Here is a 22,127-nt window from a genome sequence, read left to right as displayed (position 1 = left end):
CCTCAGACCAGTTTCACACGGGGGTCGATGAATCCGTACAGCACATCGACCACCAGGTTGGCGATGATGACGAACGTCGCGAGGATCAGCACGACGCCGACGGTGGTGGGCAGGTCGAACGTGACCGCCGACTGCGCCGCGATCTGCCCCAGACCGGGGTAACCGAACACGTTCTCGGTGATGATCGCGCCACCGAGGACCGCGCCGAAGTCCAGACCCGCCTGGGTGACGATCGGGGTGAGCGCGGCTCGCAGCGTGTGTTTGAAGAGGATGCGACGCGGAGCGACCCCCTTGGCCTTGGCGGTCCGCAGGAAGTCCTGCCCCAGGGTCTCGAGGATGAATGCCCGTGTGAGTCGCACGTAGGCACCCGCGTAGAACAGCGCGAGGGTGAGACCGGGTAAGAGCAGTCCCACGAACCAACTCGCTGGATTGTCGGTGATCCCCACATACTCCGGCGTCGGGAAAACCTGCCACTTGATGACCAGGAACTGGTAGAGGACCAGCGCCGTCACGACGGTCGGCATGGCGTACGCCATCAACGCCACACCGACGAGTGTCTTGTCGAGCAGTCCACCGCGGCGCACCGCCGCGACCAGCCCGAAGCCGACGCCCAGGATCATCCACATCACGAACGCCGCCAGCGCCAGGGACGCCGACACCCCGATCCGCGGCTTCAGCGTCTGGGTCACCGTCTGAGCCAGCTGCGGTGAGTAGCCGAGGCACGGCGCGCTGCAGTGCACGATCGTGTTCGGGTCCTTGATCATCGACTTGTCGACCGGGTAGTCACGGCCGACGGCGATGCCCTGGACGAAGCGGCCCCACTGTTCGATGACCGGCTCGTTGTATCCGAGCACCTTGGAGTTCTGCTCCACGATGGCCGGCGTACACGTCTTGCCGCACGTGTACTGCGCTGGGTTCGTACCCGAGGAGAAGAAGAGCAGGAACGTCACGAAGCTGACGACGATGAGCATGACGACGCCGCCGATCAGGCGGCGGACGATATAGGTGAACATGTGGCTCCTGGATACGACGAAGGCCTCGAACCGTGTCAATGGCGACCAGTGGCCGGCCGGGCACGAGATGTGCCCGGCCGGCCACCGTCAGTTCAGATCTACTGCTTGACGCCGATGACTCCGAGGTCGGGGTAGGAGGCCGTGACGGGACCGGCCTGGAAGTTGGTGACCTTCGAGCCGTACACCAGCACGAACTTGCGCTGTGCCAGGGGGATGTAGGCCAGGTCCTTGGCCAACTGGGTGTCCGCCTCGTTGTAGACGGACGCCGCAGCCGACTGGCTGGTCTGCTGAGCGGCCTTGTCGAACAGGCTGTTCACCGTGTTGCTGCTGTAGCTGCCGTAGTCCGAGCTCTTGCTCGAGGACGACAGGTTGATGCGCGCATCGAACAGCGGCGGGAGGATCGTGGACGCTGCCGCCCAGTCCTGGCTCCAGCTGGCCCAGTAGACGTCCGAGTTGTCACTGGGCGTCCGGATGGTCGGGTAGTAGTGCGCCGACACCGCGTTCAACGTGACCTTGAAGCCTGCCTGGTCCCAGGTGGCCGCGAGGGCCTGTGCCTGCGACGTGGCGTTCGCGGTGTTGTTGGAGTAGGTGTACTTGATCGGGTAGGGCATCGGGACGCCGGCCGACTGCAGGATCTTCTTGGCGGCGGCCGCGTTACCGGTGATCTCCGACTTGAAGGTGCTGTTCAGCTGGTAACCGGTGACGGTCGGGTTCAGCAGCGAGTACGCCGCCGTTCCGTACGCCGACCCGCCGAGGGCCTTGATGTACGCGTTCTGGTCGGTGGCCATGGCCAGCGCCTGACGCACCTTCGGGTTGGTCATCCGCTTCATGTTCGGCTGCAGGTAGTCGATGTACGTCGTGCCCACGTTGTCGACGCGGTCCTTGACGTTGGCACCGGTGGTCTGCGAGAAGCTGGCCGACGGCACGTTGATGTACGTGACGGCTGCCTGGTCAGCAGGGTTGTCCTGGATCAGGCTGCTGATCGTGGTGACCTGGTTGGTGTTGTCCTTGAAGATGATCTTGTCCGGCAGCGCCTTGCGGACGCCGTCGGTCGAGGCCGAGTACTCCGGGTTGCGCACGAACGTGCCGCCGGTACCGGTGACCCACGAGCCCTGCAGCTTGTACGGGCCGTCGGAGAAGACGGTGTAGTTGCTCTTGGTGCCCTTGTCCTGCGACTTCTTGTACGGGTCGAACTCACGCAGCGACGCGATCGCCAGCGGGAAGTCCGGCCACGCCAGCTTGAAGTTGTAGGTGATGGTGTTGCCCGAGCAGGTCACCTGCTTGTCGAAGTCGGACTGACCGGCCGTGCCGGGACCCGCGTACTTGGACAGACCGAGGTAGGTCTTGGCGTACGTCGGGCCACCCGCGGCAGCCGGCGCGAAGCTGCGCTCGGCGCCGTACTTGACGTCGTCACAGGTGACGGCGCTGCCGTCCTGCCACTTCACGCCCGACTTGAGGGTGAACTTCCAGGTCTTGGCCCCGTTGGAACTCGTGCCCGTGTTGGTCGCGAGGTCCGGGACCGGCTTCGCGGCCGCCGCGGCGGTGTTGGTGGTGGACAACTGCACCAGGCTCCGGGAGAACAGGCGCGACTCGTTGGTCAGGTCGACACCGATGTAGCTGTTCTGCGGATCCCACGAGGTGACCGGGCTGCCCGCGTACTGGTAGGTCAGCGTGCCGCCCTTCTTGGTGCTGGTGCCGCCGTTCTTGGTGCTGCCGCCACCGCCGCAGGCGGAGAGGGCAAGAGCAGCGCCCACCACGCTGACACCGACCAGCGTGAGTGATTTGTTCGCTCGGAGCATGAATGTTCCTTCAGATTGAGATGCGGAATTGGAATTGCAGGTGATGCATTCAGTTAGGTTCAGTCGCCGCGTCAGCGGTCGGATCGGGGGTCGAACGCGTCGCGCAGACCATCGCCCAGCAGGTTGAACGCCAGCACCAGGACCACGATCACGACGGCCGGCTCGAGGAAGAAGGTCGAGTCGGTCTGGATGTAGCCGATCGCGGCGTTGAGGATGTTGCCGAGCGTGGGGGTGGGCGGCTGGATGCTCACTCCCAGGTATGCCAGTGCGGCCTCGGCGGAGATGTACTGCGGGATGTAGAGCGAGCCGTAGACCAGGAACGGCGCCCACAGGTTGGGCAGCAGCTCCTTGATGTAGATCCGGCGCCGCGTCGCGCCCAGGCTCGTGGCGGCCTCGATGAACTCCCGCTGGCGCAGCGAGAGCACCTGTCCGCGGACCACGCGGGCGAACAGCGGCCAGCCGAAGAGTCCGAGGACCAGGATGGCGAAGGTGGCGTGCGCGGTGGCGCCCGCGGGGACGCCGAACCGGTTGCTCAGCAGGTCCACGAACGTCGGGGCGAGCGCCAACAGCATCAGCGTCTGCGGGAAGCACAGCACCAGGTCGATCAGGCGGCCCAGCCAGTAGTCGGTCTTGCCGCCGATGTAGCCGGAGATGATGCCGACGATGGTGCCGAGCAGGAGCGTGATGACGGTGGCGCCCACGGCGATGACCAGGGAGTAGGTCGTACCGAGCAGCAGCCGGTCGAGCAGGTCCGAACCGTTCTGCGGAGTGACACCCAAGGGGTGGGACCACGAGGCGCCGCTGAACGCACCCTGGGTCTGTCCGCTGTCGGTCAGCAGATTCGGATGCGTGTCGTTCGCGTTGTCGATCGCTCCCAGCTTGACGAGGATCGGTGCTGCGATCGCGATGAGGATCCCCAGCGCGGCGACCACGCCGGCACCGAGCGTGACCTTGTCGCGCCGAAGGTGCATCCAGGCCAATTGCCGGGGCGACTTGCCCTCGATCTCCTTGGCACTGTCGCCTTCACCCGGTGCGGATGCTGCGTCGGGACTTTCGATGATCACCGACAACGCAATCTGCCTCCAGACGAGAGATTTTACGGTTTGGCTGCCTCGGCGCACGCGTATTGCAGTGCGCTTCCCGGGGCTGCAGGGAAAGGCTGCCACGGGAACGGTGCCGGATCGAGGACCCCGGGCGACGTGCAACCAAATCGTGACCTGGTCGCGCGCGTCTTGGCGACCGCGATACGCGACGGGGCCGGGATCCGACAGCGGATCCCGGCCCCGTCACGACGCCGCAGCGCCGTCAGTGCATCAGCTGGAGTAGCCGACCTGGGTCCAGTCGATCGTCTCGAACTGGGTGGGCCCGTAGTTCACGATGCCCTTCTTCACACCCCAGATGAGCGGGCTCGTGGCCAGCGGGATGATCGCGACGTACGACGTGAGGTCCTTGTCGATGGCGTCGATGTCCTTCAGCCGCGAGGTCGGGTTCAGGTCGCCCAGCGCCTTCGCCCACAGCTTGCCCTGGTTCGGGCCGGTGATCTTGGAGTAGTTCGAACCACCGTCGGCCGGGTAGTAGATCGGCTCGCTGGAGGACACCGGCAGCAGACCGCCCTGCCAGGTGAAGCTGCTCGCCTGGTAGTTGCCGACCTGGATGTAGTCGCTGAAGTACTTCGCCGTCGGGACGGTGTTCAGCGTGACCTTGATGCCGATCTTCTTCAGGAAGGTCTGGATCAGCTGGGCGCGCTGGGCGTTCGTCGGGGTACCCGAGGGCACCAGGATCGCGAACCCCAGGGTCTGGCCGTTCTTCGCGTAGTAGCCGTCGCTGCCCTTGGTGTAGCCCGACTGCTTCAGCAGTGCCTCCGCCTTGGAGGTCGAGTACGGGTAGGCATTGCCGAAGTTGTCGACGTACCCCTTCTGGCCGGGCATCAGGATGCCGTTGCCCTGCGTCTGCGGCGGGACCGTCAGGCCCTTCTGCACAACCTTGGCGAACGTGGTGCGGTCGATGCCGAAGGCGACGGCCTTGCGGACGTTCACGTCGTTGAACGGCGGCTTGCTGTCGTTCATCGTCAGCTGGGTCCAGTTGAGGCCACCGGACTTCTCCAGGGTGGCGTCGGTGCGACCGGACGCCTGCTTGATCACGTCGGCGTTCGCCTGGGTGTCGACGACGTCCAGTTCCTTGTTGACGAACGACTGGCCGATCGAGCTCTGGTCGATGACGCGCCAGACGATCTTGTCCAGCTTGGGCTTACGACCCCACCACCGCGGGTTCGGGGTCTCGGTGATGACCTGCGCGCTGGCGTCGATCTTGCTGATCACGAACGGGCCGTTGGTCGGGTACTGCTTGGTGGCCCACGTCGTGTTGAAGTTCGTGGGCGTGTCCGTCACGGTCGACGGCAGCGCCGGGTAGACGTAGCCGACCCAGTCCGAGTACGCGGTCTTGAAGGTCACCGTGTAGTCGTAGTTGCTGGACCCCTTGGTGACCGCGGTGATCTGGTCCCACCCGGAGGTCGTGGCGGCCTCGTACTTCTTGTTGGTGTTGTTGAGGGCCTTCCAGTTGTTGACCTCGTCCATGTAGGTGATCGGCTTGCCGTCGGACCACACGCCCTTCGGGTTGAGTTTCACCTCGATCTTGGTCGGGCTGGAGGTGACGATCTTGGCCGACTCGATGTAGTCGGGGTTGATCTTGTAAGAGCCGTCGGGGTTGAAGTTGAAACCGCCGCCGGCCGGGGTGATCGGGTTCTGGATCGTCTGGGTGTCACCCAGCAGACCGTTGGCCTGGTAGTTGTTGTAGTTCGCCGGCAGCTGCGAGATCTCGCCGGTCAGCGTGCCGCCCTGCTTGACCGAGGAGTACGCCGCCTTGGTGTAAGCCGACGGCGGGAGGCTCGACGTCGCCCCGTTCGAAGCGCTGCTGCTCTTGGACCCCGACCCCGACGCCGACGACGACTTGCCGCCGCCGCTGCTACCACCACACGCCGACAGGGAGAGGGCCAGCCCCACCCCCATAGCCGTCGCAACCGTCAACTTCGCCCTCATGATTTCTCCTTCTCGGTGATATCGACCCCGGTGACCCGCAGCGGATTCTCTTCCGCGAAGTGGCAGGCGACCGAAGAGTTGTGGACCGAGCGCAGGCTCGGGTCCGTCTGGACGCAGCGCTCTTGATGCGATGCGTCCAAAATCTTGAACAGCGGGCAGCGCCCGTGGAAGTTGCAGCCCGTGATCTCCTGCGTCGGGCTGGGCAGGTCGCCCTCCAGCAGCACCCGCTGACGGGTCCGCTCGACCCTGGGGTCGGGGATCGGCACGGCCGACAGCAGCGCCTGGGTGTAGGGGTGCTGCGGGTGGCTGAACACGTTGTCCGCCTCCCCCAGCTCCACGATGCGCCCCAGGTACATCACGGCCACCACGTCGGCGATCTGGCGTACGACGGCCAGGTCGTGCGCCACGAAGAGGTAGGACAGCCCGCGGCTGTCCTTCAGGTCCTGCAGCAGGTTGATGACACCGGCCTGGATCGACACGTCCAGCGCGGAGACCGGTTCATCGAGGATGAGCAGCTTGGGGTCCGTCGCGAGAGCCCGGGCGATGCCGATCCGCTGACGCTGGCCACCGGAGAACTGGTGGGGGTAGCGGCCCGACATCGCCGGATCCAGGCCGACGGTCTCCAGCAGCTCGCGCACCTTGGCCGATCGCTCCGAACGCGATGCGCCCAGCACGGTCAGCGGCTCGGAGACTATGTCCTCGATGCTGAGTCGGGGGTCGATCGCCGCCATCGGATCCTGGAAGACCACCTGCACGTCGCCGCGCAGCTTCAGCCGGTTGGAGGAGCTCAGACTCGCCACGTCGACGCCGTTCAGCTCGATGGAGCCGCTCTGCGGACGGGCCAACTCGAGGATCTCCAGGATCGTCGTCGACTTGCCGCAGCCGGACTCGCCGACGAGCCCGAGGACCTGCTTCTCCTCGATGTCGAAGGTGATCCCGTCGACGGCCTTGACCGAGCCGATGGTCTTGCGGAACACCACTCCCTTGGTGAGCGGGAAGTGCCGCTTCAGGTCGGTGACCTGCAGGATCTTGGTGCCCTTGACCTGTGCCTGCTCCTCCGGCGGAACCGGCTCGGGGCGAGGGAAGACGTCGGCGATGCCGAGCGTCCCCCGCTCGAACTCATCGGCCCGCACGCAGGCGACCTGGCGGGCGGCCGGGCCCGTACCGCCGATCTGCACCAGCGGCGGCTCGGCCGTGCTGCAGGCGTCGATAGAGGCCGGGCAGCGCGGCTCGAAGGGGCAACCGGGCGGCAGGGCGGCGAGCGACGGCGGGCGTCCCTCCATCGGCACCAGCCGGGAGCGGCCGGCGGTCTGCATGTTGGGCACCGAGCGCAGCAGACCCATCGTGTAGGGCATCCGCGGCGCGGTGAGCACCTGCTCGACCGTGCCGGTCTCCACGAGACGACCGGCGTACATCACGGCGACCCGGTCGACGTTGCCGGCCACCACGCCCAGGTCGTGGGTGATGAGCACGACTGCGGCGCCGGTCACCTCCTTGGCCTTCTGCAGCACCTCGAGGATCTGCGCCTGGATCGTGACGTCGAGGGCCGTGGTCGGCTCGTCTGCGATGATCAGATCGGGGTCGTTCGCGATGGCCATCGCGATCATGACCCGCTGACGCATACCGCCGGAGAACTCGTGCGGGAACGCCTTGGCCCGCCGTTCCGGTGCCGGGATGCCGACAGTGTTGAGAAGCTCGATGACGCGCGCGTCGGCGGCCTTGTCCGACAGCCCGGAGTCGTGCAGCTTCAACGCCTCGGTGATCTGGTTGCCGACCGTGTAGACGGGGGTCAGCGCGGACAGCGGGTCCTGGAAGACCATCGCGATCTCTTTGCCGCGCAGCCGCGACAGCGCCTTGTCGTCTCGCTCCAGCAACGACTCACCGCGGTAACGGATGTCGCCGGTGACCCGGGCTGTGCTCGGCAGCAGGCCCATCACGGCCATCGAGGAGACCGACTTGCCCGACCCGGACTCCCCCACGATGCCGAGGAACTCGCCTCGGTTGACGTGGTAGGAGATGCCGCGGACCGCGTTGACGGTGGGTGCTCCGCGTTGCTGGAACTCGACCGACAGGTTGTCGACCTCGAGCAGGGGGGCATCAGTCACGGGTGACTCCGGAGGTCGGGTCGACGGCGTCGCGCAACGCGTCGCCGACGAGACCGACGGCGAAGAGGAGCAGGACCAGGGCGATGGTGGGGAAGAGGAAGAGCCAGCTCTGCGTGGTGGCACCCGGCGTGCCGTCGGCGATGAGCGTGCCGAGGGAGATCTGCGGTGCCTGGATGCCGTAACCGAAGTAGGACAGCGCCGTCTCGGAGCTGATGGCGTAGACGACGCCGAGCGTGGCGTCGATGATCAGCAGCGAGGCGACGTTCGGGATGATGTGCCGGAAGATGATCGTGCCGGTCTTCACTCCCATGAACCTCGCGGCCTTCACGAAGTCGCGGTCGGTCAGCGATCGGGTCGAGGACCGCACCACCTGCGCCATGATCATCCAGCCGAACGCCGGGATGAAGAAGACCAGGGCCACCCACGAGAGCTTCTTCAGCGCCGGGCTGATCAGCAGCAGGATGAAGAACGAGGGAAGCACCAGCATGAGGTCGATGAACCACGAGACGACCTTGTCGAAGACGCCGCCGATGTAGCCCGCGAAGGCCCCCACGATCGCAGCGATGATCGTGCCGAGCGGACCGCCCACCAGGCCGATGACCAGCGAGATGCGCAACCCGAGCGCCGTCTCGACGTAGAGGTCGTGGCCGATCCCGTCCGTGCCGAACCAGTGCGAACCGCTGGGCCCGACACCGGTGTTGAGCAGGTCGGTGTCGCCGGCGCCGAGATGGCTGAAGATGGGGCCGAAGATCGCCCACAGGATCAGCAGAACCACGATCGTGCTGCCGATCCAGAAGCGGGAGGTCGAGCGCAGCCGTAGCCAGATGAGCTTCCCGCGACTGGCGCTGCCCGCGCTCTTGGCCGAACTGCTGAGAGGTGCGGCCGACGGCTCCGGCTCCTCCAGGATCTCCAGGTTGGTGAGGGTCATCAGATTCTCACTCTCGGGTCGAGCGCGGCGTACAGGATCTGCGACAGCGTGGAGCTGATCAGGATCAGGATGGCCACGTAGAAGATCGAGCCCGTCGTGGCGTTGATGTCGTTCTGGTTGACCGAGTCCAACGCCAACTCGCCCATGCCGTGCCAGCTGAAGATCTTCTCCAGGAAGATCGACCCGGCGACCAGCAGGCCGAAGCTGTAGGCGAAGAACGTCGACATCGGGATGAGCGCCACCCGCACGCCGTGCCTGATCATCGCGGCGTTGCGTGGCCGGCCCTTGGAGCGGGCGGTGCGGATGTAGTCGGCGCTCAGCACGTCGAGCATCGCGTTGCGCTGATAGCGGGAGTACGACGCGGCACTCGTGAGCATCAGCGCGATCGTCGGCAGCAGCAGGTGGCTCAGGCGGTCCAGCAGGATCGACCAGAAGCCGGACGTGCCCGGGGTGTACTGCCCGGTGAAGACAATGGCATTGGTGCCGATGAGGCCGTTGAACTCCGTGGCGACGATCATCAGCAGCACACCGAGCACGTAGACCGGGATCGACAGGATCAGATACGACAGATAGGTCACCGTCTGGTCGCTCGCCTTGTACTGGCGCACGGCGCCCCACACGCCGAGCGCGACGCCCAGCACCGCTCCGAGGATGGAACCGATGAGCAGGAGCTGCAGGCTGACGCCGGACCGCACGACCATGTCGTGCAGCACGCTCGTGCCGTCGTACTCCTGGCCGAGGTTGCCGTGGAAGATCAGCTGGGTGAACCAGTGCCACGTGCGCTCCAGCACCGGGGTGTTCGGGTTGGTGCCATAGCGATCGAGGGTGTGCGCGATGGCCGCGTTGCTCGGGCGGGGGTTCTTGCCCAGGTAGCGCGCCGCGGGGTTCTCGAAGGTGCTCGCCAGGATGTAGCTGAAGGTGGTCGCCACCAGCGTGAGGATCACGTAGTTGATGAACCGACGCAGCAGGAAGAGGCTCATGGGCGAGCCCCCGGGAGATCACCGTCGGGGCAGAACGGGGGCACAGCTGGATGCACGGGGGGAGCGCTCCTTCTGACGAGACGACGTTCCACAGGGCGACTATGTACGAGGCGGAGGTCCGATGTGGGTCTCCGGGTGCGGTGAGTCCGCGTGTCGCGCATGACCGTCACAGCGCCCACGAGCCCGCCGTCACGACGATCGCCGTCAGCACCGCGGCGACGACGGCGACGTTCCAGGTGGAGCGGACGCCAGCGGGCGCGCCGGGCGCCGCGGCATCGATCCGCTCCTCGATGAGTCGCCCAGCCGCACCGCTGCCGGCTTTGAGCGCGTGGGTGTGACCCTGCACGGCGATACCCATACCGCGCAGGTGATTGCGGGCCTGCGGGTCGCTCGCGCGCGGCGCCCGGGAGGTGTTGCCGGGCGCGTTCCACGACCGGTAGACCCGTTCGCGATCCCCCTGCTGCACGACGACCTCGACCAGACCCCGGGTCCGCACGTAGGCGATCGCGGCGAAGGGGATGACGTGCGTGCGCCAGACGTTGGAGACCACGACGCTGGTCTCGCCCACCCGCAGGTGGGGGCGCAGCAGGATCGCCCATGCGAGCAGCGCCGCCGTCGCGCAGGACAGGACCACCCGCACGGCGGTCGGTGCCGGCTCCTGCAGGATCGCCAGTACCGCGCACAGCGCACAGAACGCCCAGACGACGATGGTGTAGCCCCAGGCAGAGGTGCTGCGGAACGTTTGTCCGCGGGAGACCGAACCGACCACGGGATCCGCCACTGCGCTCATCTGGAATGACGGGTCAGGACGTTGACGGACCGCGAACACGAAGCCAGATCCTCCTGAGCAGTCACGACAGGGATGCGTCGAGCAGAACACGAGGCCGCCTGCGGGGTGGTGGGCCGCCTTGGGATGAAACATGCCACACGGCGAGCCGATCGCTTCCGGCCGAGACGTGACGGTGACCAAACCGTTACTGTGCCGAGTCCTCGCCTCGGATCACCGCGCGCAGCGCCTCCCAGCGAGCCCCCAGACTCGTTTCCCAGCCACGCCCCGTCGGGTGGTAGTAGTCGGCCTTCCCCAACAGATCGTCGGGCAGGAACTGCTGCGGTCCCACGCCGTTCGGCTCGTCGTGGCTGTAGCGGTACCCCGCGCCGTGGCCAAGATCGGCCGCGCCGGCGTACCCGCTGCCCCGCAGGTGCGCGGGCACCGCTCCCCCGAATCCGCCGCGTACGTCGGCGATGGCGGCGTTGATGCCGTTGTACGACGCGTTCGACTTCGGCGCGATCGCGTTGTGGACCACGGCCTGCGCCAGGATGATCCGCGCTTCCGGCATGCCGATCTGCGCGACGGCGTGCAGCGCTGCCACCGCGGTCTGCAGCGCGGTGGGGTCCGCCATGCCGACGTCCTCGCTCGCGGCGATCACGATGCGCCGGGCGATGAAGCGCGGGTCCTCCCCCGCCTCGAGCATCCGCGCCAGGTAGTGCAGCGCGGCGTCGACGTCGCTGCCGCGCATGGACTTGATGAGGGCGCTCGCCACGTCGTAGTGCTGATCGCCGGCGCGGTCGTAGCGCACGGCCGCCTGGTCCATGGCCTGCTCGACGTCGGCCAACTCGATCCGTGTCGAGGCCCGGTCCTGCGCGACGCCGGCGGCCGCCTCGAGCGCGGTCAGCGACCGGCGCGCGTCTCCGCCGGCCATCCGGACCAGATGCGCGCGGGCGTCGTCCTCGAGGGTGAACGCCCCCGAGAAGCCGCGCTCGTCCTGGACGGCGTGGCGCAGGAGCGAGGCGATGTCGTCGTCCGACAGCGAGGTCAGGCGCACCAGCACCGACCGGGACAGCAGCGGTGCGATGACGCTGAACGACGGGTTCTCCGTCGTAGCGGCCACGAGCACGATGAGCCGGTTCTCGACGCCGGGCAGCAACGCATCCTGTTGCGCCTTGCTGAACCGGTGGATCTCATCGAGGAAGAGCACGGTCTGGCGGCCGTAGAGGTCACGCTCGCGCGCGGCCTGGTCCATGACCGCGCGCACGTCCTTCACGCCCGCGTTGATCGCCGAGAGCTGCACGAAGGTGCGCTCAGCGGCATCGGCCACCAGGTGTGCCAGCGTGGTCTTTCCGGTGCCGGGCGGTCCCCACAGGATCGCCGACACCGCTCCCGCTGCCCCGCTGGCACCCTCGACCAGCCGTCGCAGGGGGCTTCCCGGACGCAGCACGTCCGTCTGCCCTCGTACCTCGTCAAGCGACCGGGGGCGCATCCGCACCGCGAGCGGCGGCAGCCCCGCCACATCGGAGGGGTCCGTGCCCCGCGGGCGTCCCGGGTCGGAGAACAGGTCTGCCACGCCGTCACCGTATCCGCCGGCCACGACATCCCGGACCCGAGTCCGGGGTGCGAGCCCTGCCCGACATGATGGCCCGATGAGCGAGTTCGACGAGGCCATCACGACCACCGGACCCGGCGACGACGGCGCCTACGTCGGCGCCCTCACCGACGAGTGGGGAATCGGTGAGGCGGTCAACGGCGGCCTGCTGATGGCGCTGGCGGCCCGCGCCACGGGTGACGCCTCACAGCGGGCGGGAGGCCACACGGACACGCTGAGCTTCAGCGGGATCTTCCTGTCACCGAGTTCACCGGGGCAGATCCACGCCCGCCCGACCGTCCTGCGTACGGGTCGCTCGATGAGCAGCGCCGAGGTCGTCGTGACCCAACCTGTCGACGGGGTCGACGTCGAACGCTTCCGCGCGCTGCTCACCCTGGGCGACCTGGACCGCTACACCGACACGCCCCGAAAGAGCGTCATCCCGTCGCCGACCGCGCCGCTCTCCGAATGCATGAGTGCGGGTGACGCACCGCCGAGCCTGTCGCAGTCGGGTCTGCTGAAGCGCCTCGATCTGCGCCTGGACCCGGCCACGGTCGGGTGGGCGGTCGGCGCGCCGAGCGGTCACGGCGAGCTGCGCGGCTGGCTGCGCCTGCAGGACGACCGGGAACCGGACGCGCTGTCGTTGCTGCTCGCGCTCGACGCGTTCCCTCCCGTGGTCTTCGACCTCGGGAGCCAGGGCTGGGCGCCGACCATCGAGTTCACCGGCTATGTGCGCGCCCGGCCCGCTCCCGGATGGCTACAGGTGCGCACCCACACCGACCACGTGGCCGGCGGACTCTTCAACGAGGACTGCACCGTCTGGGACAGCACGGGCGCTCTGGTCGCCCAGTCCCGCCAGCTCGGCGCGGCTCGCTTCCCCGCGACCTGAGCCGGGTGACCCGCGTCCGTCAGCGGCGCCGGTTGCGTCGAGGGTGACGGTTTGCGTCGAGGGTGACCGTTTGCGTCGAGGGTGACCGTTTGCGTCGAGGGTGACGGTTTGCGTTGTCGGCCAGGGCGGCAGTCCTGGCCGCAAACGCAAACCGACCACCGGGTCGTCCGGTGGTCGGTTCGGTCGAGCGCTGTGCGGGTCAGCTCTGCTTGGGGTTGACCTCGGGTGCACCCTGCGCGGGCACGTCGCGCACAACCGCGGCCGGTTTCGCGTCGACCCCGGCCTCCTTGCGCTGTTCGGGCGTGATCGGCGCGGGCGCCGCGGTCAGCGGGTCGAAGCCGCCACCGGACTTCGGGAACGCGATGACCTCGCGGATCGAGTCGGTCCCGGCGAGCAGCGCGCAGATGCGGTCCCAGCCGAACGCGATCCCGCCGTGCGGCGGCGCGCCGAACGCGAACGCGTCGAGCAGGAAGCCGAACTTCTCCTGGGCGTCCTCGTCGGACAGACCCATCACCTTGAAGACGCGCTCCTGGATGTCCCGGCGGTGGATACGGATCGAGCCGCCGCCGATCTCGTTGCCGTTGCAGACCATGTCGTAGGCGTACGCGAGGGCACCGCCGGGGTCGGTGTCGAAGGTGTCGAGGAACTCCTCCTTGGGGCTGGTGAACGCGTGGTGCACCGCCGTCCAGGCACCGGAGCCGACCGCCACGTCACCGGACGCGACCGCGTCGGACGCGGGCTCGAAGAGCGGCGCGTCGAGTACCCACAGGAAGGACCAGGCCGACTCGTCGATCAGCCCGCAGCGGCGGCCGATCTCCAGGCGGGCGGCGCCGAGCAGGGCGCGTTCGCTCTTGCCCGGACCGGCGGCGAAGAAGATGCAGTCGCCGGGCTTCGCGCCGACGTGCGCCGGGAGCGCGGACGTCTCGGCCTCGCTCAGGTTCTTGGCGACCGGGCCACTGAGCGTGCCGTCCTCCTGGACCAGCACGTACGCGAGTCCGCGGGCTCCCCGCTGCTTGGCCCAGTCCTGCCAGGCGTCGAGCTGACGGCGGGGCTGGGAGGCGCCGCCCGGCATGACGACGGCACCGACGTACGGCGCCTGGAAGACCCGGAAGCCGGTGTCGGCGAACAGCTGCGTGCACTCGACGAGCTCGTTCCCGAAGCGCAGGTCGGGCTTGTCGGAGCCGAAGCGGTCCATCGCGTCGCCATAGGTCATCTGCGGGAACGGCGTGGGCAGGTCGACGCCGGCGACGGCCCAGACGGCCTTCGCGATCGACTCCCCCAGCTCGATGATGTCGGCCTGCTCGACGAAGCTCATCTCGATGTCGAGCTGGGTGAACTCCGGCTGCCGGTCGGCCCGGAAGTCCTCGTCGCGGTAGCAGCGGGCGATCTGGTAGTACCGCTCCATCCCCGCCACCATCAGCAGCTGCTTGAACAGCTGCGGGCTCTGCGGCAGCGCGTACCAGCTGCCCGGGGACAGCCGTGCGGGCACCAGGAAGTCGCGCGCGCCCTCAGGGGTCGACCGGGTGAGCGTCGGGGTCTCGATCTCGACGAAGTCGCGGTCGTCGAGGACGCCCCGTGCCGCACGAGTGAGTCTGCTGCGCAACCGGATCGCGCCACCGGCTTCCGGGCGGCGCAGGTCGAGGTAGCGGTACTTCAGGCGGGTCTCCTCACCGACGGTCACCCTCTCGTCCAACTGGAACGGCAGGGTGGCCGAGGCGCTCAGCACCTCGATGTCGGAGGCGACGACCTCGATCTCACCGGTCGGCAGCTCGGTGTTGAAGTTGCCGTCGGGACGCACCCGCACCAGGCCGGTCACCTGCACGCAGTACTCGTTGCGCAGGTCGTGCGCGCCGCCCTCCTCCAGCACCTCGTCGCGGACGACGACCTGGGCCACGCCGCTGGCGTCGCGCAGATCTAGGAACGCGACCCCGCCGTGATCCCGACGCCGGGCGACCCACCCGGCGAGCGTGACGATCTGGTCGGCGTGCTCGGCACGTAGCGTGCCGGCCTCCTGGGTGCGAAGCACAGGGGTTCCTTTGCGGGGGGTTCGAGGATCGTTCGGACGGGCGCACGCGGCGAAGCGGGCCGCCCGCCATCGTACGGAAGCCCGCGGCGTACGGCATCTCGGTATCCGCCGCTCGCGCCACGGTTGTCAGCGGATTCCTGGCGTCGGCGCCAGGAATCCGCTGACGATCAAGGCTGCTCGCCCCGGTAGAGCCACCGCCCGCCGCGTCGTTCGAAGAGGCTGCGCTCGCGCAACGACCCGCCGTCGTACGACGCGACGAACTCCACGACACCGGTGTCGTCCCCGGGCTCTCCGTCGACCACGGCGAGGATTCGCAGACCCGTCCACGTCAGGTCGCGGTCGAGCGTGACCTCCGCCGGACGCGACGCGGGATGCCAGGTGCGCCAGAGGTGTTCGGCGTTGCCGTAGTAGTACGCGGTGTAGCGCGAGCGCATCAGCTCGAGCGCGGTCCCGGGGAGCCGGGTCGTGGTGAGCAGGGGGCCGCAGCAGTCGTCGTACGGCAGGCCGGAGCCGCACGGGCAGGGGTCGGACATGTCGTCAGGATAGAAACCGATGGACAGCCCGACGGCCGGTGCGGCATAACTGGGCGGCGTGGACGATCTGCCCGCCGGTCTCACGACCCGCCCGCTCAGCCTCGCGGACGCTCCCGAGGTCGCCGCGCTGATCGGCGCGGAGAAGGCCGCCGCGCTGGGCTACCCGGAGATCACGACCGCCGATCTGGTCGCCGACTGGCAGCGCCCGAGCTTCGACCCCGCCACCGGCACCGTCGGGGTGTTCGAGGAGCGGCGGCTCGTCGGGTACGCCGCGTACACGGGATCCGGCAACTGCGACGTTGCCGTCGACCCCGGCCGGCACGGGCAGGGCATCGGCACGGCGCTCGCGCGGTGGTGCCAGGAGCGGGCGCGGGCGGACGGCGCCGTGCGGGTGGGCATGCAGGTGCCGCAAGGCAGCGCGGCCGACCGGTTCATGGAACGGCACGGGTACCGGCTGCGCTGGACCGCGTGGGATCTGGAACTGCCCGCCTCGGCGCAGCTGGACGCCGCATCGGTCCCCGCCGGATTCCACGTCCGCGAGGCGGCCCCCGACGACTACGACGACGTCTGGCAGGTGATGGAGGACGCCTTCCTTGAGTGGTCGGACCGCGCGAGGGCCTCGCGGGAGGACTTCCTGGCGCGCACCGTGCAGCGGCCGGGGTTCGAGCCGTCGCACCTGCGGGTCATCGCCGACGCCGAGGGGACGGTGGTCGGCGCGGCGTACGCCATCCTCGAGGAGGGCACCGGCAACGTCGAGCGCCTCGCCGTCCGCGCGACCCACCGCCGGCGCGGGCTGGCACGTGCGCTGCTCGCCGACACCTTCGCGACGTTGCGGGAGCAGGGCGCGGCCCGCTCCACTCTGGCGACGGACAGCCGCACGGGCGCACTCCCCGTCTACGAGCATCTGGGGATGCGGATCGTCTCGACCTGGGTCAACCGGGCCATCGAGCTGTCGCCGGTGCCGCCCGGCATCTGACGCGCTCGGCGGAGGGTGGCATCGCGCCGTTAGCCTGTGCGCGTGTCCAAGGTTCTGAACTCCCTGCCCGTCGGCGAGCGCGTCGGCATTGCCTTCTCCGGTGGTCTCGACACGTCGTGCGCCGTCGCCTGGATGCGCGAGGGCGGTGCGGTGCCGTGCACCTACACGGCCGACCTCGGTCAGTACGACGAGTCCGACATCGCCTCGGTGCCCGGTCGTGCCGGCCAGTACGGCGCGGAGCTCGCCCGGCTCGTGGACTGCCGCCGTCCGCTGGTCGAGGAGGGCCTGGCCGCGATCGCGTGCGGCGCCTTCCACATCCGCTCCGGCGGACGCACCTACTTCAACACCACGCCGCTCGGTCGCGCCGTCACCGGCACCCTGCTGGTGCGCGCCATGCAGGACGACGGCGTGTCCATCTGGGGTGACGGATCGACGTACAAGGGCAACGACATCGAGCGGTTCTACCGCTACGGCCTGCTCGCCAACCCCGCGCTGCGCATCTACAAGCCGTGGCTCGACGCCGATTTCGTGGGCGAGCTCGGCGGTCGGCACGAGATGTCGCAGTGGCTGATCTCGCGCGACCTGCCCTACCGGGACAGCGCGGAGAAGGCCTACTCCACCGACGCGAACATCCTCGGCGCCACCCACGAGGCGAAATCGCTGGAGCACCTGGACACCAGCCTGGAGATCGTGCAGCCGATCATGGGCGTGCCCTTCTGGGATGAGTCGGTGTCGATCCCGACCGAGGACATCACCATCTCCTTCGAGCGCGGCCGCCCGATCGCCATCAACGGCAACGCATTCGAGGACTCCGTCGATCTGATGCTGGAGGCCAACTCGATCGGCGGCCGCCACGGCCTCGGTATGTCCGACCAGATCGAGAACCGGATCATCGAGGCCAAGTCGCGCGGCATCTACGAGGCGCCGGGGATGGCGCTGCTCTTCATCGCGTATGAGCGCCTGGTCGCCGCGATCCACAACGAGGACACCCTGGCGTCCTACCACCAGGAGGGCCGCCGCCTCGGTCGGCTGCTCTACGAAGGGCGCTGGTTCGACCCGCAGGCCCTGATGATCCGCGAGGGTCTGCTGCGGTGGGTCGCCTCCGCGGTCACCGGCGAGGTGACGCTCCGGCTGCGCCGCGGCGAGGACTACTCGATCCTCGCGACCGACGGCCCCGCGTTCTCCTACCACCCGGACAAGCTCTCGATGGAGCGCACCCAGGACGCGGCGTTCGGCCCGGTCGACCGGATCGGTCAGCTGACGATGCGCAACCTGGACATCGCCGACACCCGCGCCAAGCTCGAGCTGTACGCGGCGCAGGGTCAGCTCGGCGCGCAGACCCAGCTCATCGGCGAGATGGAGCCCGGCGGTGCGGCGCAGATCTCCGCGAACCCGGCGGCGGACGGCGACGACGACCTGCTCGACCGTGCGGCGTTCGACGCCGGCACCGACTGACGGCAGCCTCCCGGTTGTCCGCAGATTCGTGACCCCGTCTACACGAAAATGCGGACACCGACGGCGAGGCCGGCGCCAAGCTCAGGCGGTGAGCGCCAGGGCGATCAGGCCCAGTGCCGGCGCGGCACCCTGGATGGCGGCGGCGCGCAGCTTGGAGTGATCGCTGGTCGCCAGGACCAGCGCTGCGGCGACCATCGACCCGGCGCCCGCGATCGCCAGCGCCACCGACGCCTGGGTCTGGCCCGTGATCCGAAGCACGATCGACGCCGCGAGCACCACCGCGAGGAACAGGTTGTAGAACCCCTGGTTGTAGGCCAGGGCCCGCGTGACCTCCGCCTCCTCGGGGCTGGTGCCGAACGCGGCGCGAGTGCGCGGCGCCGTCCAGGCGAACGACTCGAGCCGGAAGATGTAGACGTGCACGAGCGCGGCCAGGCCGAGCAGCACGTACGCGAGGTAGACCACACCGGCAATCTAGCGGTGCCGGGTGTCCGCAGATCCGTGCGACCGTCTGCACGAAAGTGCGGACAAGCGAGGCGGGCAGGCGGTCAGCAGACCGCCGCGAGGCGATCGAGAGCCTCATTCAGGTCGGCCGTGTCGCCGCAGAACGACAACCGCATGTAGTGGTGCCCGTCGATCGGGTCGAAGTCGATCCCCGGCGCGAGCGCCACCCCGGTCTTCCCCAGGACGTCGTGGCACCAGGTCAGGGAGTCGGTCGTCAGGTGACCGATGTCGCAGTACGCGTAGAACGCACCGTCCGGCGGAGCGAACGACGTGATCCCGAGCTCTGGGAGCCGACGCAGCAGGACATCCCGGTTACGCGCGTATCGCTCGACGTGCGAACGCAGTTCGGCTTGAGCGCCCGAGGAGAACGCCGCCACAGCCCCGACCTGCGACACGGCCGGCGCGCAGATCGCCAGGTTGCCCTGGAGCCGGTCGACCGACGTACGCAGCTCCGGCGGCAGCAACGCCCAGCCCAGCCGCCATCCGGTCATCGAGTGGTACTTGCTGATCGACCCCATCACCGCACCGGCCCGGGAGAACTCCCACGCGCTGGCGCACTCGCGGCCGTAGGAGATGCCGTGGTAGATCTCGTCGGAGATCAGCAGCACGTCGTTCGCCTCGCACCAGTGCGCGATCCGCTCCAACTCGCGGGCGTCGATGATCGTGCCGGTGGGGTTGGCCGGGCTCGCGATGATGACCCCGTCCGGTCGCTGCGGAAGCTCCTCAAGCAGCTCGACGGTCGGCTGGAACCTGGTCTCCGGACCGCAGACCAGATCCACCGGCACGCACCCGAGGGCCTGCACCGTGTTGCGGTAGGCCGGGTAGCCGGGACGGGTCATCGCGATCCGTGCGCCCGGCTCGAACGCGGCCAGCAGCAGCGTGCTGAAACCGCCGGAGGATCCGTTGGTCGCCAGCACATCCTGCGCAGTGACCGGCACGCCGTACGCCGCCTGGTAGTGCTCGGCGATTGCCACACGCAGGGCGGGGATACCGTCGGATTCGGTGTAGCCGAGCACCTGGGTGTCGATCGCGCCGTGCACCGCGTCGAGCACAGCTCGCGGCGCCGGCGTCGACGGCTGCCCCACGCACAGCAGGATCGCGTCGCCGTGGCTGCGCTGCCGAGCCGCCGCGGCGCGCACCAGCTGCATCACCTGAAAGGGTGCGACCGCGCTACGGGACGACGGGGTGCGGCTCACGGTGACGCCAGTGCCTACCGGTAGGCCGGGTGGAACGGCCACGGCGCGTCGGAGGCGCGCAACCTGGACCAGTCCCGCTGCCGGGCGATGTACGCCGCCATGACCGCGGCCGAGCCGGGGCCGTTGTGCATCCGCCCGTCGAGCACGGCGTCGACCGCGTCGTCGAGGCGGACCCAGGTCGTCGTCATACCGGCTTCCTCGCCCTCGCGCTCGAAACCCTCTGCGGTGGCATCGAACACGTCACGCGCGAGGAAGACGCGGATGTTCTCCGACAACGCCCCCGGTGAGGTGAACAGGTCGATCAGCACGTCCCACCGGTGAGCATCGAGGTCGGCCTCCTCACGCAGCTCGCGGGCGGCCGCGTCGCGGGGGTCCTCACCGGGCTGGTCGAGCAGGCCGGCGGGGATCTCCCAGTCATAGGTGCGCACCGGGTGGCGGTACTGCTGGATCATCGCCACCTCCTCGGCGCCCGGCTCGCCGCGCAGCGCGACGACCGCGACGGCTCCGGTGTGCTCGATGTAGTCGCGCGTCACCTCACCCGCGTCGCCGAGATCGACGACGTCGGTGCGCACGTCCCAGACGTGCCCGTGGAAGGGGTGCTCGGAGGAGACGACCGGCCGGGGGTCGTACCGGTCAGCGAACGTCACGGCGCGACGGCGGTCTCGGCGGGTCGGGTGCTGGGCACGTCGACCAGCCGGCTGGCGCGCTGCTCGTCGATCGCGGCGCCGATCAGCCCGGCGAAGAGCGGGTGCGCGCGGTGCGGACGCGACAGGAACTCCGGGTGCGCCTGCGTCGAGACGTAGTACGGGTGCACGTCGCGCGGCAGCTCGACGAACTCCACCAGCGTGCCGTCCGGTGAGGTGCCGCTGAAGACCAGGCCGGCCTCCGCGAGCTGCTCGCGGTAGGCGTTGTTGACCTCGTAGCGGTGGCGGTGTCGCTCGGACACGCGAGTCGTGCCGTAGGCATCGGCGATCACCGAACCCTCTTCCAGCAGAGCGGGATACGCGCCGAGGCGCATGGTGCCGCCCAGGTCGCCCGCGCCCTCGACGAAGGCCTTCTGCTCCTCCATGGTGGCGATGACCGGCGCCGGCGTCTCGGGGTCGAACTCCGAGGACGATGCCCCCTCGATCTTCGCGACGTCGCGCGCGTACTCGATGACCATGCACTGCAGCCCCAGGCAGATGCCGAGCGTGGGCACCTTGTTCTCGCGCGCCCAGCGCAGCGCGCCGAGCTTGCCCTCGATGCCGCGTACGCCGAAACCGCCCGGCACCAGGACCGCGTCGACTCCCCCGAGCGCCCTTTGGGCACCGCCGGGGGTCTTGCACTCGTCGCTGGCGACCCAGCGGATGCGCGCCTTGGCGTCGTGGTGGAATCCGCCGGCGCGCAGGGCCTCGGTGACCGACAGGTAGGCGTCGGGCAGGTCGACGTACTTGCCGACCAGCGCGACCTCGACCTCGTGCTGCGGGCGGTGCACCCGCTGCAGCAGCTCGTCCCAGTCATGCCAGTCCACGTCCCGGAAGGACAGCCCGAGGCGGCGTACGACGTAGGCGTCCAGCCCCTGCGTGTGCAGCACCTTGGGGATGTCGTAGATGCTCGGCGCGTCGATCGCGGCCGCGCACGCCTCGGTGTCCACATCGCACATCAACGAGATCTTCGCCTTGATGCTCTCCGGGATCTCCCGATCGGCACGCAGCACAAGACCATCGGGCTGGATACCGACCTGCCGCAGCGCGGCGACGGAGTGCTGGGTCGGCTTGGTCTTGAGCTCGCCGCTCGGCGCGAGGTAGGGCACGAGGGACACGTGCAGGAAGAAGACGTTGTCGCGGCCCACGTCCTGGCGCACCTGACGGGCGGCCTCCAGGAAGGGCAGCGACTCGATGTCGCCGACGGTCCCGCCGATCTCGGTGATGATCAGGTCGACGTCGTCGGCGGCCTGCGCGCGCATCTGCGTCTTGATCTCGTTGGTGACGTGCGGGATGACCTGCACCGTGTCGCCGAGGTACTCACCGCGCCGCTCCCGGGCGAGCACCCGGCTGTAGACCTTGCCGGTGGTGACGTTGGCGTCACCCGCGAGATTCACGTCGAGGAAGCGCTCGTAGTGCCCGACGTCCAGGTCGGTCTCGGCGCCGTCCTCGGTGACGAAGACCTCACCGTGCTGGAACGGGTTCATGGTGCCGGGATCGACGTTCAGATACGGATCCAGCTTCTGCATGGTGACCCGCAGTCCGCGCGCCCGAAGCAGATGTCCGAGGCTGGAGGCGGTCAGGCCCTTGCCGAGTGAAGAGGCGACGCCTCCGGTGACGAATATGTGTTTCGTAATGTCCACCACGG

18 protein-coding genes are annotated in these 22,127 nt (G+C 68.6%); 3 read left to right on the top strand and 15 right to left on the bottom strand.

From position 1 onward, the window contains the following. Nucleotides 1-2 precede the first annotated feature (2 nt). The 9 genes from HNR15_RS07140 to HNR15_RS07100 all read right to left on the bottom strand — a co-directional run bounded on the left by HNR15_RS07140 (nucleotide 3) and on the right by HNR15_RS07100 (nucleotide 12,202). Nucleotides 3-1,013 carry an ABC transporter permease gene (locus tag HNR15_RS07140; RefSeq protein WP_179480336.1) on the bottom strand — a complete coding sequence of 337 codons (1,011 nt, stop codon included), beginning with the start codon at nucleotides 1,011-1,013 and terminating at the stop codon, nucleotides 3-5. A 98-nt stretch (nucleotides 1,014-1,111) separates the two neighbouring features. Then, nucleotides 1,112-2,812 (bottom strand): ABC transporter substrate-binding protein, encoded by a 1,701-nt coding sequence (locus HNR15_RS07135; protein WP_179480334.1) that lies wholly within the window; start codon nucleotides 2,810-2,812, stop codon nucleotides 1,112-1,114. Nucleotides 2,813-2,883: 71 nt separating this feature from the next. After that, nucleotides 2,884-3,876 carry an ABC transporter permease subunit gene (locus tag HNR15_RS07130; protein ID WP_218883585.1) on the bottom strand — a complete coding sequence of 331 codons (993 nt, stop codon included), beginning with the start codon at nucleotides 3,874-3,876 and terminating at the stop codon, nucleotides 2,884-2,886. 249 nt (nucleotides 3,877-4,125) lie between these two features. Next, the gene (locus tag HNR15_RS07125) at nucleotides 4,126-5,847 is read right to left on the bottom strand and encodes an ABC transporter family substrate-binding protein (protein ID WP_179480332.1); all 1,722 of its coding nucleotides are present in this window, start codon (nucleotides 5,845-5,847) and stop codon (nucleotides 4,126-4,128) included. Then, nucleotides 5,844-7,952: a dipeptide ABC transporter ATP-binding protein gene (locus tag HNR15_RS07120; protein WP_179480330.1), complete on the bottom strand. Its 2,109-nt coding sequence runs from the start codon at nucleotides 7,950-7,952 to the stop codon at nucleotides 5,844-5,846. Before HNR15_RS07120 ends, HNR15_RS07125 begins: the two co-directional genes overlap by 4 nt. Further along, the gene (locus HNR15_RS07115; RefSeq protein ID WP_179480328.1) at nucleotides 7,945-8,880 is read right to left on the bottom strand and encodes an ABC transporter permease; all 936 of its coding nucleotides are present in this window, start codon (nucleotides 8,878-8,880) and stop codon (nucleotides 7,945-7,947) included. Before HNR15_RS07115 ends, HNR15_RS07120 begins: the two co-directional genes overlap by 8 nt. Beyond that, complete coding sequence (locus HNR15_RS07110; RefSeq protein WP_179480326.1) at nucleotides 8,880-9,860, bottom strand: ABC transporter permease; 981 nt, start codon at nucleotides 9,858-9,860, stop codon at nucleotides 8,880-8,882. Before HNR15_RS07110 ends, HNR15_RS07115 begins: the two co-directional genes overlap by 1 nt. 166 nt (nucleotides 9,861-10,026) lie before the next feature. Then, nucleotides 10,027-10,641 carry a PH domain-containing protein gene (locus HNR15_RS07105; RefSeq protein WP_179480324.1) on the bottom strand — a complete coding sequence of 205 codons (615 nt, stop codon included), beginning with the start codon at nucleotides 10,639-10,641 and terminating at the stop codon, nucleotides 10,027-10,029. 193 nt (nucleotides 10,642-10,834) lie between these two features. Beyond that, entirely contained in the window at nucleotides 10,835-12,202 is a 1,368-nt protein-coding gene (locus HNR15_RS07100; protein WP_425484523.1) for a replication-associated recombination protein A, read from the bottom strand. Between the two features lie 76 nt (nucleotides 12,203-12,278). Between HNR15_RS07100 and HNR15_RS07095 the strand changes: the two genes are divergently transcribed. Next, a complete protein-coding gene (locus HNR15_RS07095; protein WP_179480320.1) occupies nucleotides 12,279-13,109 on the top strand; it encodes a thioesterase family protein in 831 nt (276 codons plus the stop codon). A gap of 199 nt (nucleotides 13,110-13,308) precedes the next feature. Here the strand turns inward: HNR15_RS07095 and aspS are convergent, their stop codons facing one another. Both aspS and HNR15_RS07085 read right to left on the bottom strand, forming a co-directional pair. Next, the gene (gene aspS / locus HNR15_RS07090; RefSeq protein WP_179480318.1) at nucleotides 13,309-15,135 is read right to left on the bottom strand and encodes an aspartate--tRNA ligase; all 1,827 of its coding nucleotides are present in this window, start codon (nucleotides 15,133-15,135) and stop codon (nucleotides 13,309-13,311) included. Nucleotides 15,136-15,302: 167 nt separating this feature from the next. Next, entirely contained in the window at nucleotides 15,303-15,668 is a 366-nt protein-coding gene (locus tag HNR15_RS07085; protein ID WP_179480316.1) for a YchJ family protein, read from the bottom strand. A 58-nt stretch (nucleotides 15,669-15,726) separates the two neighbouring features. Between HNR15_RS07085 and HNR15_RS07080 the strand changes: the two genes are divergently transcribed. Next, complete coding sequence (locus HNR15_RS07080) at nucleotides 15,727-16,644, top strand: GNAT family N-acetyltransferase (protein WP_179480314.1); 918 nt, start codon at nucleotides 15,727-15,729, stop codon at nucleotides 16,642-16,644. A 42-nt stretch (nucleotides 16,645-16,686) separates the two neighbouring features. Next, entirely contained in the window at nucleotides 16,687-18,099 is a 1,413-nt protein-coding gene (gene argG / locus HNR15_RS07075) for an argininosuccinate synthase (protein ID WP_179480312.1), read from the top strand. A gap of 81 nt (nucleotides 18,100-18,180) precedes the next feature. Here the strand turns inward: argG and HNR15_RS07070 are convergent, their stop codons facing one another. The 4 genes from HNR15_RS07070 to pyrG all read right to left on the bottom strand — a co-directional run bounded on the left by HNR15_RS07070 (nucleotide 18,181) and on the right by pyrG (nucleotide 22,125). Next, a complete protein-coding gene (locus tag HNR15_RS07070) occupies nucleotides 18,181-18,561 on the bottom strand; it encodes a DUF1304 family protein (protein WP_179480310.1) in 381 nt (126 codons plus the stop codon). Nucleotides 18,562-18,644: 83 nt separating this feature from the next. Beyond that, nucleotides 18,645-19,748, bottom strand: a complete 1,104-nt coding sequence (locus HNR15_RS07065; protein ID WP_179480308.1) for a pyridoxal phosphate-dependent aminotransferase — start codon at nucleotides 19,746-19,748, stop codon at nucleotides 18,645-18,647. A 62-nt stretch (nucleotides 19,749-19,810) separates the two neighbouring features. Beyond that, nucleotides 19,811-20,443: an NUDIX domain-containing protein gene (locus HNR15_RS07060; RefSeq protein ID WP_179480306.1), complete on the bottom strand. Its 633-nt coding sequence runs from the start codon at nucleotides 20,441-20,443 to the stop codon at nucleotides 19,811-19,813. Next, nucleotides 20,440-22,125: a CTP synthase gene (gene pyrG, locus HNR15_RS07055; protein WP_343048453.1), complete on the bottom strand. Its 1,686-nt coding sequence runs from the start codon at nucleotides 22,123-22,125 to the stop codon at nucleotides 20,440-20,442. Before pyrG ends, HNR15_RS07060 begins: the two co-directional genes overlap by 4 nt. Nucleotides 22,126-22,127: the final 2 nt, after the last annotated feature.

The organism is Allobranchiibius huperziae (assembly GCF_013410455.1).
In the GTDB taxonomy this organism is placed as follows: Bacteria; Actinomycetota; Actinomycetes; order Actinomycetales; family Dermatophilaceae; genus Allobranchiibius; species Allobranchiibius huperziae.
Note: the sequence above shows the minus strand (reverse complement) of the source record. Positions and strands in the feature narration are given on the sequence as shown.

Coding starts and splice junctions, on each gene's coding strand:
- HNR15_RS07085 (WP_179480316.1), bottom strand. CDS start 15,668: ATGTCCGACCCCTGCCCGTGCGGCTCCGGCCTGCCGTACGACGACTGC.
- HNR15_RS07135 (WP_179480334.1), bottom strand. CDS start 2,812: ATGCTCCGAGCGAACAAATCACTCACGCTGGTCGGTGTCAGCGTGGTG.
- HNR15_RS07115 (WP_179480328.1), bottom strand. CDS start 8,880: ATGACCCTCACCAACCTGGAGATCCTGGAGGAGCCGGAGCCGTCGGCC.
- HNR15_RS07125 (WP_179480332.1), bottom strand. CDS start 5,847: ATGAGGGCGAAGTTGACGGTTGCGACGGCTATGGGGGTGGGGCTGGCC.
- HNR15_RS07065 (WP_179480308.1), bottom strand. CDS start 19,748: ATGCAGCTGGTGCGCGCCGCGGCGGCTCGGCAGCGCAGCCACGGCGAC.
- HNR15_RS07110 (WP_179480326.1), bottom strand. CDS start 9,860: ATGAGCCTCTTCCTGCTGCGTCGGTTCATCAACTACGTGATCCTCACG.
- HNR15_RS07095 (WP_179480320.1), top strand. CDS start 12,279: ATGAGCGAGTTCGACGAGGCCATCACGACCACCGGACCCGGCGACGAC.
- HNR15_RS07140 (WP_179480336.1), bottom strand. CDS start 1,013: ATGTTCACCTATATCGTCCGCCGCCTGATCGGCGGCGTCGTCATGCTC.